The sequence below is a fragment of the Curtobacterium sp. MCLR17_044 genome, from assembly GCF_003234435.1.
Taxonomy (GTDB): Bacteria; Actinomycetota; Actinomycetes; order Actinomycetales; family Microbacteriaceae; genus Curtobacterium; species Curtobacterium flaccumfaciens.
Map to the genome: position 1 here is coordinate 1 of NZ_QKTC01000024.1, position 13,561 is coordinate 13,561.

Below are 13,561 nucleotides of genomic sequence, written 5' to 3' on the forward strand. Positions count from 1 at the left end.
GGGCGCGGGGGTCGGGCTGGGCTGGCTGCGCCAGGTCGTTCCGGGCGTACCTGGTCGAATCGGGCGTACCTGGTCGGAAGTTCGCACCAGGTATGCCCGGAAACACAAGGCATCGCGGGTGTTCTGGGAAGGAACGGGCGCGCGGCGCGCGGCACGGGGTCGAGTCGGGCGTACCGGGTCGTTCCGGGCGTACCCGATCGAATCGGGCGTACCTGGTCGGAAGTTCGCACCAGGTATGCCCGGAAGCACCAGGTATCGCGGGCGTTCTGGGAGGGAACGGGCGCGCCGCTCAGCCGCCGAACTCAGCCGCCGAACTCAGCCCCCGGCGAAGGGCGGCATGACGTCGACGACCTCGACCCCGTCGAGCGAGGTCGCCCGGTCACGCGTCGTCACTCCGTCGACCAGGTACGAACAGCGCTCCTGCAGCGCACTCCATCGCGCAGGGTCCACGACGTCGATCGCGCCGAGGGCGGCCTCGATGGTGGGGCCCGACGTGGTCAGCGAGTCGACACCCACGGCAGCGCGGGCAGCGGCGAAGAACCGGATCGTGGTCATGCCTCAGCCGCCGATCGCGCTCATGCCGCGCGTCGGGTGCACGAGCTCGTCGCTGTCGTCACCGTGGTCGCGCGGCTTCGCCCACATCGCGAGCCGCCAGAGCTCGGCGACCTGGTCGTCGTCCGCCCCGGAGCGCATCGGCCCGAGCACGTCGGTCTCCTCGTCGGAGAACAGGCAGCTGCGCACGTGCCCGTCGGCGGTCAGCCGCGTGCGGGTGCAGTCCGCGCAGAACGACTCGGTGATGCTCGCGATGATCCCGACGGTGCCGAGGGGCTCGCCGGTGACGACGTCGTGCACGCGGTACCGCTCGGCCGGGGCGCCGTCGCGCGGGGCGTCGTCCGGCGTGAGCACGAACGACGTCGCCAGCAGCGCGCGGGTCTCGGCGGCGGTGATCATCTCGGTGCGGTCCCAGGCGTGGTCGGGGTCGAGGGGCATCTGCTCGATGAACCGCAGCTCGTAGCCACGCTCCAGGCACCAGCGGAGGAGTTCCGGGGCTGCCTCGTCGTTGATGCCGCGCAGCAGCACCGCGTTCACCTTGATGTCGAGTCCGGCGTCGTGCGCGGCCGACAGCCCGGCGATCACCTTGTCGAGGAACGGGCGGCGGGTCACGGTGGTGAAGACGTCGGGGTCGACGGTGTCGAGCGACACGTTCACGCGCCGCAGCCCGGCGTCGTACAGGCCCTGGGCGCGGTGCGCGAGGCCGATCGCGTTCGTGGTGAGCGACAGCTCCGGGGCGTCGGGCAGCGCGGCGCACCGGGCGATCACGTCGACCAGGTCGTGCCGGAGCATCGGCTCCCCGCCGGTGAACCGGACCTTGCGGACGCCGAACCGCGACGAGCCGATCCGGACCAGCCGCTCGATCTCGGTCGCCGTCATCAGGGTCTCGTCGGGGGCGAACGGCAGCCCGGCCGCGGGCATGCAGTACGTGCAGCGGAGGTTGCAGCGCTCGGTCAGCGACACCCGCAGGTCGACGGCGCGACGCCCGAAGCGGTCGACGAGCCCGGCGGGAGCCGGGTCCACGGAGCCGGTCGTGCCGAGCAGGATCGCGGGTGCCATGGTCGTCAGCGTACGTGTTCCACGCGCCGGAACGTCAGCCGCTCCCACCACCGTCGCCACTGCGACCGCTCCGTGCGCAGCAGCGTGACGACCACGATGACCGCCACGGCCGCGAGCAACCACCACCGGTAGGCGTCCGCCGACGGCCACACCCCGCGCAGGGCGATGGCGAGGCCGATCGACAACCACTCCCACCGCCCGGACAGCACCACGAACGGGATGAGCAGCAGCGCGTACCAGGGGTAGCGCGGCGTCACGGCGAGGAACGTCACGCCGATCATCAGGACCTCGCCGGACCACGGCCGCGCCGGGTCGGACAACCGCCACGCCACGAACGCCGCCAGCAGCACCAGGAGCCCCACCACCAGGGTCGCCGCGTCGCCCTTGACCACGAGCGACACCAGCGCGAAGCGGGAGCCGTCCTCGTAGCCCTCCTCGCTCAGGTAGCCGGGCAGGTACCCGAGCACGTCGAGCCCGGTCGTCAGCACGTAGGGCACGTAGAGCAATCCGAACACGGCGATGCCGATGGGGATCGCCCACCACGCCCGACCGCGGCCGAGCAACGGCGGGTACACGATGGCCGGGATGAGCTTCGTCGCGGTCGCGGCCCCGAGCGCGATCCCGCCCCAGATCGGCCGGCCGAACGCGACGAGCACGACACCGGCCGTGGCGAGTGCGGCACCGACGACGTCGACGTGCGAGTTGGTGACCGCCTCGGACGCGACGAGCGGCGACCAGGCCCAGAGCGCCGCCCACCAGGTCGGACGGCCGATCCGGCGGAGCACCAGGACGAGCCCGACGGTCACACCGAGCGACACGAGCAGTCCGGCGACCTGGAACGGCAGGTACTGCGCGGTCGCCGGCACGAAGAACCGCACCGCGGCGAACCACAGCTGCGCCATCGGCGGGTAGATCGTCGTGACGTCCGGCCGGTTGATCGCGGTGCAGTGCCCGTCCGCGCCGTCGCCGAGCCCGCGGAACCGGGGCTTCAGCGGATCGCACGTGCCGTCCACCTTGTCGGGGAACAACCAGTCGGGTCGGAGACCGGACAGTGCCGCGGACTGGGGGGTGTGCGCGTACGGTGAGACACCGGCATGCTGGACGATGCCGTCCCACGCGTACCGAGCGGAGTCGGTGCTCGTGTTCGGCGGGCCGACCAGCGCGGCGATGCCGATCACCACCGCTCCGCCGATGACCACGGTGGTCATCCACCGGACGGGCACGAAACGCACCGCGAGCACGGCGATCACGAAGACGGTCCAAGCGATCAGCGTCCACGCAACGAATGCAGAACGATGGCCCGATCGGAGGAACCCCAGATGCGTGACGCCGACGGCGATGACGCCCGACAGGGCGAGTACTCCCACGACGGCCAGCACCGTGCCGATCCGGGCGGCGGTGCCGTCGGCCAGGGACGGTCGGAAGGCACGCAGTCGGTCGCTCATGGTCCGTCGAGGCTATCCGGCCTCCAGCGCCTGCTGCACGACGGACGAGCAGCTCTGGCGTCCCCCAACCGCAACGCCCGCTCGGCCGTGGTGCTCGGGCGCCTGCTCGGCATCGCGTTCCTGATCTGCTTCGGTACCGGGATCTACAGCCACCTGCTGCAGGAACCGCTCGGCTGGATGCGGTTCCCGACCCGTCCGACACAGCTGTACCAGTTCACGCAGGGCCTGCACATCACGACCGGCATCGCGATCATCCCGCTGCTGCTCGCGAAGCTCAACACCGTCATGCCCGCCCTGGTGCAGGTTCCGCCGGTGCGCGGCGTGCTGCACCTGCTCGAACGGCTGTCGATCGCGGTGCTCGTGTCCGCGTCGATCATCCAGGTCGTCACCGGCCTGCTCAACACGTACCAGTGGTACCCGTGGCCGTTCCCGTTCCGCCAGGTGCACAACGCCCTGGCCTACGTGATCATCGGCTCGCTGGCCATCCACATCGCCGCCAAGCTGCCGGTCATCGCGCGCTACTGGCGGAAGCGCGACTCCTACGACGCGCACGGCCGGTTCATCGCGGACCCCGCGTCCGGCAGTGAGCTGCTTCCTCCTGGCCTGGAGGCCCGTGGTGCGTCCGCCCCGCACGCTGCGGTCGCCGAGACCGCCGGGTCCACCGCCCCCGGCCTGCTGGGCCGCGTGTTCCGCTGGATCGACGGCGTCGACGCCGCCCCCGGCGGCGCCGAGCCCCGTCCCACCGGACCGGACACGGCCCCGGAGACCCGCGAGGTGTCCGAGGAGCCGAGTCCCGCCCCGCCGACGGCCGACGCGCCGGAGGCGAGCCGGGCCTCCAGGCCGACGCCGGAAGCCGCCGGCGGACGACGCCAGCGCATCGCCCGACGCGGGTTCTTCGCCGGCGTGACGGCGGCGACCGTCGGTGTCGTCGCGCTCACGGCGGGGCAGTCCTTGAAGCTCGCGGAACCGTTCAACGTGTTCGGCGCCCGCGGTCGCGGCATCGGCGCGAACGGGCTGCCGGTGAACCGGACCGCGCGGGCGGCCGGCGTCCTCGCCACCGCGACCGCCGCCGACTGGACGCTCACCGTCGTCGGCCACGACGTGAGCCGGACGTTCGTCCGGGCGGAACTCGTCGCGCTCGGCACCGCGCAGGTCGACCTGCCGATCTCGTGCGTCGAGGGGTGGAGTCAGATGGCGACCTGGAAGGGCGTGCGGATGCGCGACCTGCTCGACGCCGTGCAGGCGCCGCAGGGGTCGCACGTGCGCGTGACGAGCCTGGAGCGGCACGGCGGCTACCGGATCATGGACATGGGACCGGAGTACGCCGAGGATCCGACGACGCTCGTCGCCCTCGAGCTGAACGGTGCGACGCTCGACCTGGACCACGGGTTCCCGGCGCGGATCATCGCTCCCGGGCGGCCCGGTGTGCTGCAGACCAAGTGGATCGAGAAGATCGAGGTGCTCCGGTGAAGGCCGCGCGGATCGTGCTCGTGGTGATCGGTGTGCTGGTCATCGCCTTCGGGGCGTACGTGCTCGTGACGTCCGTCAAGCCGAACCGCATCGGCGGGCTCGGGGTCTGGCTGCTCGCGGCGGTGGTGCTGCACGACGCGGTCCTGTCGCCGTTCGTGGTCGGTGCCGGGCTGCTGCTGCGTCGGGCCGGACGCTCGCTGCGGGCCTGGGTGCTCGTCGTCGTGCAGGCGGCGATCGTGCTCGGCAGCGTGCTCGCCCTGGTGGTCCTGCCGGAGATCGCGGCGAAGGACCACGGGCAGAAGAACCCCACCGTGCTGCCGTTCGACTACGGCACGCGGCTGCTGCTCGTCGAGGGGGCGCTGCTCGTCGTCGTGGTGGTCGTGCTCGTCATCGGGGTGGTGCGGTCGCGTCGCGCTGGCGGGCCGTCTGGTTCGGCGGGTTCGTCCGGATCGTCCGCCGTGCGCATCACTGGTTAAAGAGACAACCTTTCGGTATGATCAGGTCATGACCGACGAGACCCCGTGGCTCACCCGCGAGCAGCTGCGCGCGTGGATGAAGCTCGTCGCGGTCATGGAACTCCTGCCGGCCGCGCTCGACCAGCAGCTGCAGCGTGACGCCGACCTGACGCACTTCGACTACATGGTCATCGCGATGCTCTCCGAGACCGACACCCGGACCCTGCGGATGTCGGCGCTCGCCTCGGCCACGAACGCCTCGTTGCCGCGGCTGTCGCACGTGGTGTCCCGCCTCGAGAAGCGCGGGCTCGTGACCCGCTGCCCGTCGACCTCCGACCGCCGTGCCACCGACGTCCGGCTGACCGACGCCGGCTACGCCACCATCGTCGACGCCGCTCCGGACCACGTCCGCACCGCCCGCCGGGTGGTGATCGACGCGCTCTCCGACGAGCAGGTCGCGCAGCTCGACGGCATCGCGGCGTCGCTCCTGACGCGCCTCGACCCCGAGGGGCGGTTCGCGGCGCTGACCTACCCGCGCGAGGACGACGACACCGCGATCTGCGAGCAGCGGCTGACGGGTGCGGCGACGGACTGAGGCCGCCTGGCCTCCGCGTCCCTGCAATAGGCTCGCCGCATGACCCACCCCGCCGCGCCGTCCGACACGTACTCCTACCTCGGACCCGCCGGCACCTTCACCGAGGCGGCCCTGAAGCTCGTCGAGGCCGCCGCCGGCAAGCCCTGGCGGAGTGTCAACAACGTCGGTGAGGCCCTGGACGACGTCATGTCCGGCCGCTCGATCGGGGCCGTCATCGCGATCGAGAACAGCGTCGACGGCGGAGTCAGCGCCACGCAGGACGCCCTGGCCCGGATCCCCGGCGTGCGGATCGTGGGGGAGTACCTGGTCCCCGTCGACTTCGTGCTCGTCGCCCGACCCGGCACGACGCTGGCCGACGTCCGCACCGTGAACGCGCACCCGGTCGCCTACGCGCAGACGCACAACTGGCTCGAGGCGAACCTGCCCGGCCACGGCCACATCCCGGCGTCGTCGAACGTCGCAGCGGCCCTCGCCCTGCTCGAGGAGAACCCCACCGCCGACGCCGCCGTCGCGCCGCCCGGCATCACCGACCACCACGACGTCGTCGTGCTCGCGTCGTCCATCGGGGACAACGCCTCGGCGGTCACCCGGTTCGTGCTCGTGTCGAAGACCCTCGCCCTGCCCGAGCCGACCGGCGCCGACAAGACCAGCGTCATCGTCGAGCTGCCCGCCGACCACCCCGGCGCCCTGGTCGACATGCTCGAGCAGTTCGCGACGCGGGGCATCAACATGGGGCTGCTGTCGTCACGCCCGATCGGTGACGAGCTCGGCCGCTACCGGTTCGTCATCGACCTCGACGGGCACGTGCGCGACGAGCGGGTCGCGGACGCACTGCTCGGCCTGCGTCGGTTCAGCCCGCGCGTGACGTTCCTCGGGTCGTACCCGCGTGCCGACGGTGCCCGCCCCGAGGTGCCCGCGCGCTACTCGGACGCCGCGTTCGTCGAGGCGCGGGACTGGTTGCGCGCGATCGTGTCGGGCGAGCCCGGGGCGCGGTAGCGCCGGAACTGCCCCGGCTCAGGGCACCTGGCGCGAGCCGTGGCGGTCGTCCGCCGGGTCCGGCACGCGCACGGAGAGCCCCATCGGGTCGATGCGCGAACGGAAGGCGATGACCTCGCCCACCGGGTCGCCGTCGATCTCGAACTCGTCGGGCCGCTCGAGCCGCGCCGTGAACTCCTGCCCGCGCAGGTAGCGCAGGGGTCGTTCCTCGCGCGACTTCGAGACGATCTTCTTGCCGACCGCGGTCTTGCCCAGGTTCGACCGGCGGAACGCCCGCAGGATCCCGTTCTCCCAGAACACCCGGGCACCGATCCGCACCCAGCCGAAGAACCCGCGAGGACGCATCACGGCGATGTCGAACACGCCGTCGTCGATCTCGGCGTCCGGGAGCAGGATCGCGCCGGCCTGCAGCATGCCGCAGTTGCCGACGATGAGCGAGTGCGCTCGGAGCGAGTGGTTGCCGTCGTCGTCCAGCTGGTAGCGGAACTCGAACGCGTTGGCGTCGCGCACCGAACGGAACAGCGAGTCGACGTAGGCGAGCCAGCCGACCTTCTTCTTCAGCTCGGGGCGGGTGTTCACGAGCATCCGGGCGTCGAGCCCGAGGCCCGCCATCACCAGGAAGCCGAAGCGTTCGCGCTCGCCGCCGGGTCGCTCGACCTTGAGCATGCCGAAGTCGATCTTGCGGTCGTCGCCGTGGAAGATCGTCCGGACGCTCGCGGCCAGGTCGTCGAGGGGCAGCTTCATGTTGCGCGCGAGCAGGTTGCCGGTGCCGCTCGGCAGCAGCGCCAGCGTCGAACCGGACTCGTGCACGACCTCGGCGACCGCACGGACCGTGCCGTCCCCGCCGGCCGCAGCGACGACGTCGGCACCGGCCTCGATCGCTGCGCGGGCCATGCCGCCGCCCGGGTCTTCTTCGGAGGTCTCGAACCACAGGGTCTCGGCCCAGCCGGCCTGCTGCTGGTGTTCCTGCACCGTGCGCTTGAGGGTCGGCAGGTGGACCTTGACCGGGTTGTAGACCACCGCGGCCGTCCGCTGCTCGGTGGGGAGGGCGTCCTGGTCCGCGGGCGCGGTCTCCGAAGGGGTCGACATGCGTCCACGCTACCGATCGAGGCTGCGTGCGGTTGCCCCGTCTAGGATGGGGCGGTGATCGATCCACAGCTGCTTCGCGACAACCCGGACGTCATCAAGGCTTCACAGCAGGCGCGTGGTGCCTCAGTGGCCGTCGTCGACGAAGCCGTCGCCGCCGATTCCGCCCGCCGCAGTGCGATCACCTCGTTCGAGTCGCTCCGCGCCGAGCAGAACGCGTTCGGCAAGACCGTCGCCAAGGCCCCGAAGGACGAGAAGGCCGCGCTCGTGCAGCAGGCCCAGGCCCTCGCCGCGAAGGTGAAGGAGGCGCAGGCCACCGTCACCGCGGCCGAGGACACCTTCAACACCGTCGTCCGCGGCATCCCCAACGTCGTGCTCCCCGGTGTGCCCGAGGGCGGCGAGGACGACTTCGTCACGCTCCGCACCGTCGGCACCAAGCCCGAGTTCGACTTCGAGCCGAAGGACCACGCCGACCTCGGCGAGCACCTCGGCATCATCGACATCCCCCGCGGCGTGAAGGTCTCCGGCTCGCGCTTCTACTTCCTGCGCGGCATGGGCGCCCGGCTCGAGATCGCGCTGATGTCGCTCGGCCTCGACCGTGCGATCGCCGCCGGCTTCGAGCCGCTCATCACCCCGACGCTCGTCCGCCCCGAGACGATGGCCGGCACCGGGTTCCTCGGTGAGCACGCGGCCGAGGTCTACCGGCTCGAAGCCGACGACCTGTACCTGACCGGCACGAGCGAGGTCGCCCTGGCCGGCTTCCACGCCGACGAGATCCTCGACATCGAGAAGACCGCGCACCGCTACGCCGGCTGGTCGACCTGCTACCGGCGTGAGGCCGGGTCGGCGGGCAAGGACAACCGCGGCATCCTCCGCGTGCACCAGTTCAACAAGCTCGAGATGTTCACCTACGTGCACCCCGACGAGGCCGAGGCCGAGCACGAGAAGCTCGTCGGGTACCAGGAGCAGATGCTGCAGGACCTCGGGCTGCACTACCGCGTGATCGACGTCGCCGGCGGTGACCTCGGCACGAGCGCGGCGAAGAAGTACGACATCGAGGCCTGGGTCCCGACGCAGGGCACGTTCCGCGAGCTCACCTCGACGTCGAACTGCACGACGTACCAGGCCCGCCGCCTCGACATCCGCTACCGCACCGAGAGCGGCAAGACCGCCCCGGTCGCCACCCTGAACGGCACCCTCGCCACCACCCGCTGGATCGTCGCGATCCTCGAGACGCACCAGCAGGCCGACGGTTCCGTCGTCGTGCCGGAGGTCCTGCGCCCCTACCTCGGTGGCGTCGAGGTGATCGAGCCCCGATGAGCACCCAGGGACGGTTCGTGGACGGCACCGAGCAGGGCGCGGGCACCGACGCGCCCGCCCGCACCAAGCGCTGGCTGGTCGCGCTCGACATCGACGGCACCACCATGCGCGAGGACGGTGTCATCACCGAGGCCGTCGTGGCGGCAGTCCGTGACGCCGAGGCCGCCGGGCACGAGGTCATGCTCTCGACCGGCCGCAGCGAGGGCATGACCGTGCCCCTGCTCGAGACCCTCGGCATCCGGCCGAAGTACCTGGTCTGCGCGAACGGTGCGCTCATCCTGGCCCGCCGCGCCGACGGCTCCTACGTGCGCGAACACGTCGAGCGGTTCGACCCGTCCGAGGTGCTGCAGACCATCCACGGCGCGCTCGAGAACGCCGCGTTCGGCGTCGAGGACGAGACCGGTCACTTCCTGCTGTCCGGCAACTTCCCCGACGACACGATGACCGTCGAGGGCGAGCACGTGCCGTTCGAGCAGCTGCTCGGCGTCGAGGCCACCCGCGTCGTCGTCATCTCGCCCGGCCACGACACCGAGGACTTCCTGCAGATCGTCGAGCAGATGGGGCTGCACAAGGTCTCGTACTCCGTCGGCTGGACGTCGTGGCTCGACATCGCTCCGGAGGGCGTGACGAAGGCCACCGCGATGGAGCGCGTCCGCGAGTGGCTCGACATCCCGCGTTCCCGCGTCTTCGCCGCGGGCGACGGCCGCAACGACATCGACATGCTCCGCTGGGCCTCGACCTCCGGTCGCGGCGTCGTCATGGGGCAGGCCCCCGACGACGTCGTCGACGCCGGCAACGAGCTCACCGGCGGCATCACCGACGACGGCCTGGCAGCGGCGCTCGACTCCCTGCCCCGTTAGTCCGCGCTCGCGCGCACCCCTGCCTGGAGGCCCGGGTAGACTTCCCGGGACGCGATCACGTCTCGCCACGTGGTCGCGTCGCTGGAGGGTTGTCCGAGCGGCCGATGGAGCCTGTCTTGAAAACAGGTGGGCAGAGATGTCTCGTGGGTTCGAATCCCACACCCTCCGCGATGGACACACGGTTGCGCCCACTCCGCCTCGACGACGCGGCCGTCCTGGCTGCGGTCATCAGCGAGAACGCCGACCACCTGCGACCGTGGGAACCGGCGCGAGCGCCGTCGTACTACACGGAGTCCGGCCAGCGGGACGTCATCACGCAGGCCCTCGCCACGCAGCGCGCCGGCAACGCCGTGCCGTTCGTCATCGAGTCGACCGACGGGGAACTCCTCGGCCGCATCACGCTGAGCGGCGTCGTCCGCGGCGCCCTGCAGTCGTGCGCGATGGGGTACTGGATCCGCGCTGACCGCACGCGCCAGGGTCATGCGTCCCGCGCTGTCCGCGCGGCGGCCGATCACGCGTTCGACGTGCTCCGTCTGCACCGCGTGCAGGCCGAGACCCTGCCCGAGAACGTCGGCTCGCAGCGCGCGCTCGAGTCGGCGGGCTTCACCCGGTACGGCTTCGCGCCGGAGTACATCAAGATCAACGGGGTCTGGCGCGACCACGTCATGTTCCAGCTCCTCGCGCCGACGCCGTGATCGAGGTCGTCGAGTACCGGTCGTCCTGGCCCGAGCGGTTCCGGCAGCTCCACGACGCGTACGCCGCCGCGCTCGACGGCGCCGACGTGCCGTTCCGGAGCATCGAGCACGTGGGCAGCACGTCCGTGCCCGGCTTGGCAGCGAAGCCCGTGCTCGATGTCGACATCGTGGTGGACGCTGCCGACATCCCGGCTGCAGTGGCGGCGATGGCGACGATCGGCTTCGAGCCGCGCGGTGAACTCGGCGTCCCGGACAGGCAGGCGTTCCGGGCACCGGAGCGGTTCGCCCCGACGAACACCTACGTCGTCACGACCGGGTCGCTCGCGCTGCGGAACCACCTGGCCGTCCGCGACGTGCTGCGGGCGGACCCGGCGCTGCGCGACGAGTACGCCGCCGTGAAACGCCGGGCAGCCACCGAGGCCGAGGACATCGACGACTACATCGAGCGGAAGAGCGAGGTGCTGAGCCGGATCCTGCGCGCCGGCGGCTTGACCGACGACGAGCGCGCCGCCATCACCGCCACGAACCGTCGGATCACCGACCGCGGCGCGGGCGGCTGACGCGATCGGGGCGGGTGACGGTTCTGGTTCACGAACCCGGGTGTTCGTGAACCAGAACCGTCACCGTCCCGACGAGAACCGGCCTCAGGCGCTGGCGAGCATCGGGTAGAGCGCGGTGAGCGGGGCGCTCAGGCCGGCACGGACGTCGCGGCTGACCTGGTCGGCGAGGACCTCGTGCTCGCCGGCCTCGACCGCGTCCCAGATCGACCGGACGATGTCGGCGGGGTCGGACTTCTCGACGTCGAGGTCGGCGATCATGCCGGTGTCGGTGTAGCCGAGGTGGGCGCCGACGACCTGGGTGCCCTGGGGTGCGAGCTCGAGACGCAGGGAGTTCGTGATCGACCAGAACGCGGCCTTCGACGCCGAGTACGCGCCGGCGAGGGCGACCCAGCTCAGGGCGGAGTGCACGTCGATCAGCGCACCGTTGGCGATCGAGGGGGCGAAGGCCTTGGCGACGCGGAGTGCACCGAAGACGTTGGTGGCGAAGATGCGCTCGACCTCTTCGACGGAGACGTCGACGAGCGGGTCGGAGCCGGCGATCCCGGCGTTGTTCACGACGACGGTCACGTCGGCTGCGGTGGGGGCCGCGGCGTCGACGCTCTCCTGGCTCGTGACGTCGAGGGCGAGCGGGACGATGCGCTCGTCGTCCCAGCTGCGGGGGTTGCGGGCGGTCGCGTAGACCTTGGTGGCGCCACGCTCCAGGGCCTGGCGGACGAACTCGGCGCCGAGGCCGCCGTTCGCTCCGGTGACGAGGACGACGGCGTTGGTGAGGTCGGTCATGAGTGCTCCTGAGAAGGGAAGTTGAGTACGAAAATCGAACCTAGCACGTTGTGTCCGGAAATCGAACCCAGCTAGGATGAACACATGCTCGGCATCCTCGGCGGCGACGAGCGCTGCCCCATCGCACGCTCCCTCGACGTCCTCGGCGAGAAGTGGACGCTCATGATCGTCCGCGACGCCGTCGGTGGCTCGACCCGCTTCAGCCAGTTCCAGCAGAGCCTCGGCATCCCGCGCGAGGTCCTGACCGCACGCCTGGCCTCACTCGTCGACGGGGGTGTGCTCGAGCGCACGACCTACAAGCCCGAGGGGGCACGTGCCCGCGAGGAGTACGTCCTGACCGACGCCGGCCGCGACCTGTCGCTCGTGCTGCTCGCCCTCGGCGGCTGGGCCGACCGGCACCGCCCGTCCGAGCGGGCGTCGGACCTGCGCTTCGTCGACGCGGAGACCGGCGAGGCGGTCGAGGCTGCCGCCGTGACCGTGGATGCGCAGGAGCGCATCCCGACCGCGCGCCTCCGCGCCGTCATGGAGCCCGCGTCCTGAACGCGACCGGCTGACGGACAGGAGGCCCGTGGCGGCCCCGTCCCGCGCCTCCAGGCTGTCGGTGGGTACGTCAGCGACGCACGTCGCACCCGCAACTCGCGCCGAGGACCAAATCGGCGGGCACCAGGTCGCGGTGCCACTGGTTGTCGGCGTCGAGGCCGAGCACGCGGTCGACCGCGGCGACCGCCATCGTCTCGATCGGCTGCCGGACCGTGGTGAGCTGCGGGTTCGTGTAGTCCGCCTCGGCCGCGCCGTCGAACGACACGATCGCGACGTCCTCGGGGACGCGCAGACCGAGTTCCCACAGTGCGCGCATCACGCCGATCGCCTGCATGTCGGAGCTGACGAAGACGGCTCGGGGGCCGGTCTCGTCGGCGAACATGCGGAGGCCGGCCTCGTAGCCTCCGCGCCGGGTGAAGTCGGTGCGGACGATGGGGCCGTCGGGCAGGCCGGCCTGGCGCAGGGCCCGCATCCAGCCCTGCTCGCGGAGCTCCATCGAGCCGGTGTGCCCCATCACGAGGCCGATCGAGCGGTAGCCGTGCTCGACCAGGTGCTGCGTGCCGTCGAGAGCGCCACGCAGGGCGTCGACACCGATGCTGGCGTACTCGGGGACCTCGAAGAACGTGTTGAGCAGGACCATCGGCAGGCCGGGGTCGGTGACGGTCGACAGGTCCGGGTGGGTCATGATGCTCGTCACGATGATGCCGTCGACCTGGCGCGCGGACAGGCTGCGGAGCCGCTCGCGCTCCTGGGCGGCATCACCGTCGCTGTTGGCGAGCAGGACGTCGTAGCCGCGTGCGGCGGCGGCGTGGGTGACGGCGACGGCGAGCTCGGACCAGAACGGGTTGTCGAGCTCGGGCACGATCAGGCCGAGCATCTTCGACGAGCCGGTGCGCAGGGCCTGGGCGCTCGCGTTCGGGCGGTAGCCGAGGACGCGGATGGCCTCGCGCACGCGTGCGGCGGTGGCGGCCGCGACGGGGCGCGGTCCGTCGTGCACGACGTAGCTGACGACGGAGGTGCTGACCCCGGCGTAGCGGGCGACGTCCGCACGGGTGACCGCCCTGGGGTTCGTCGGGACGGTCACGGGTGCCACCTTCGTCGGGTCCGGGAGCGTCGTTCGGGTGCCGGCCCACGACGGACCGGCACCC

15 protein-coding genes and 1 tRNA gene are annotated in these 13,561 nt (G+C 71.5%); 10 read left to right on the forward strand and 6 right to left on the reverse strand.

Annotation, left to right across the window (positions count from 1 at the left end):
* Positions 1-315 precede the first annotated feature (315 nt).
* Genes DEJ04_RS15590 through DEJ04_RS15600 form a run of 3 tightly spaced genes read right to left on the reverse strand, consistent with a single transcriptional unit; the run spans position 316 to position 2,861 of the window.
* Positions 316-555 carry a MoaD/ThiS family protein gene (locus tag DEJ04_RS15590; protein ID WP_111029838.1) on the reverse strand — a complete coding sequence of 80 codons (240 nt, stop codon included), beginning with the start codon at positions 553-555 and terminating at the stop codon, positions 316-318.
* A 3-nt stretch (positions 556-558) separates the two neighbouring features.
* Complete coding sequence (gene moaA / locus DEJ04_RS15595; protein WP_111047666.1) at positions 559-1,611, reverse strand: GTP 3',8-cyclase MoaA; 1,053 nt, start codon at positions 1,609-1,611, stop codon at positions 559-561.
* A 5-nt stretch (positions 1,612-1,616) separates the two neighbouring features.
* Positions 1,617-2,861: a glycosyltransferase family 87 protein gene (locus DEJ04_RS15600; RefSeq protein ID WP_181437854.1), complete on the reverse strand. Its 1,245-nt coding sequence runs from the start codon at positions 2,859-2,861 to the stop codon at positions 1,617-1,619.
* 69 nt (positions 2,862-2,930) lie between these two features.
* On the opposite strand from DEJ04_RS15600, the gene DEJ04_RS15605 reads away from it, so the two are divergent.
* From DEJ04_RS15605 to pheA, 4 genes are read left to right on the forward strand one after another with little or no spacing between them, the layout of a single operon-like run.
* The gene (locus DEJ04_RS15605; protein WP_181437855.1) at positions 2,931-4,526 is read left to right on the forward strand and encodes a molybdopterin-dependent oxidoreductase; all 1,596 of its coding nucleotides are present in this window, start codon (positions 2,931-2,933) and stop codon (positions 4,524-4,526) included.
* On the forward strand, positions 4,523-5,002 hold the full coding sequence (locus tag DEJ04_RS15610) for a hypothetical protein (protein WP_111047669.1): 480 nt from the start codon (positions 4,523-4,525) through the stop codon (positions 5,000-5,002). Before DEJ04_RS15605 ends, DEJ04_RS15610 begins: the two co-directional genes overlap by 4 nt.
* A gap of 28 nt (positions 5,003-5,030) precedes the next feature.
* The gene (locus DEJ04_RS15615; RefSeq protein ID WP_017888293.1) at positions 5,031-5,576 is read left to right on the forward strand and encodes a MarR family winged helix-turn-helix transcriptional regulator; all 546 of its coding nucleotides are present in this window, start codon (positions 5,031-5,033) and stop codon (positions 5,574-5,576) included.
* A gap of 39 nt (positions 5,577-5,615) precedes the next feature.
* Complete coding sequence (gene pheA, locus DEJ04_RS15620) at positions 5,616-6,572, forward strand: prephenate dehydratase (RefSeq protein ID WP_111047670.1); 957 nt, start codon at positions 5,616-5,618, stop codon at positions 6,570-6,572.
* A gap of 18 nt (positions 6,573-6,590) precedes the next feature.
* On the opposite strand, the gene DEJ04_RS15625 is transcribed toward pheA, so the two are convergent.
* Entirely contained in the window at positions 6,591-7,661 is a 1,071-nt protein-coding gene (locus tag DEJ04_RS15625) for a diacylglycerol kinase family protein (protein WP_084741463.1), read from the reverse strand.
* 54 nt (positions 7,662-7,715) lie between these two features.
* Here DEJ04_RS15625 and serS point away from each other — a divergent pair, with 54 nt between their 5' ends.
* The 5 genes from serS to DEJ04_RS15650 all read left to right on the forward strand — a co-directional run bounded on the left by serS (position 7,716) and on the right by DEJ04_RS15650 (position 11,093).
* Positions 7,716-8,978 carry a serine--tRNA ligase gene (gene serS, locus DEJ04_RS15630; protein ID WP_111038292.1) on the forward strand — a complete coding sequence of 421 codons (1,263 nt, stop codon included), beginning with the start codon at positions 7,716-7,718 and terminating at the stop codon, positions 8,976-8,978.
* Positions 8,975-9,838 (forward strand): HAD family hydrolase, encoded by an 864-nt coding sequence (locus DEJ04_RS15635; RefSeq protein ID WP_084741461.1) that lies wholly within the window; start codon positions 8,975-8,977, stop codon positions 9,836-9,838. The genes serS and DEJ04_RS15635 overlap by 4 nt, the downstream gene beginning before the upstream one ends.
* 83 nt (positions 9,839-9,921) lie before the next feature.
* A tRNA-Ser gene (locus tag DEJ04_RS15640) sits at positions 9,922-10,006 on the forward strand.
* Between the two features lie 14 nt (positions 10,007-10,020).
* Positions 10,021-10,533: a GNAT family N-acetyltransferase gene (locus DEJ04_RS15645; RefSeq protein WP_258371397.1), complete on the forward strand. Its 513-nt coding sequence runs from the start codon at positions 10,021-10,023 to the stop codon at positions 10,531-10,533.
* The gene (locus DEJ04_RS15650; protein WP_111047672.1) at positions 10,530-11,093 is read left to right on the forward strand and encodes a GrpB family protein; all 564 of its coding nucleotides are present in this window, start codon (positions 10,530-10,532) and stop codon (positions 11,091-11,093) included. The genes DEJ04_RS15645 and DEJ04_RS15650 overlap by 4 nt, the downstream gene beginning before the upstream one ends.
* 84 nt (positions 11,094-11,177) lie before the next feature.
* Here the strand turns inward: DEJ04_RS15650 and DEJ04_RS15655 are convergent, their stop codons facing one another.
* Positions 11,178-11,873, reverse strand: coding sequence for an SDR family oxidoreductase (locus DEJ04_RS15655; protein ID WP_111047673.1), 696 nt, complete (start codon positions 11,871-11,873; stop codon positions 11,178-11,180).
* An 84-nt stretch (positions 11,874-11,957) separates the two neighbouring features.
* Here DEJ04_RS15655 and DEJ04_RS15660 point away from each other — a divergent pair, with 84 nt between their 5' ends.
* Positions 11,958-12,413: a helix-turn-helix domain-containing protein gene (locus DEJ04_RS15660; RefSeq protein ID WP_111032919.1), complete on the forward strand. Its 456-nt coding sequence runs from the start codon at positions 11,958-11,960 to the stop codon at positions 12,411-12,413.
* A gap of 70 nt (positions 12,414-12,483) precedes the next feature.
* Here DEJ04_RS15660 and DEJ04_RS15665 read toward each other — a convergent pair whose 3' ends face one another.
* A complete protein-coding gene (locus tag DEJ04_RS15665) occupies positions 12,484-13,497 on the reverse strand; it encodes a LacI family DNA-binding transcriptional regulator (RefSeq protein ID WP_258371398.1) in 1,014 nt (337 codons plus the stop codon).
* Positions 13,498-13,561 lie beyond the last annotated feature (64 nt).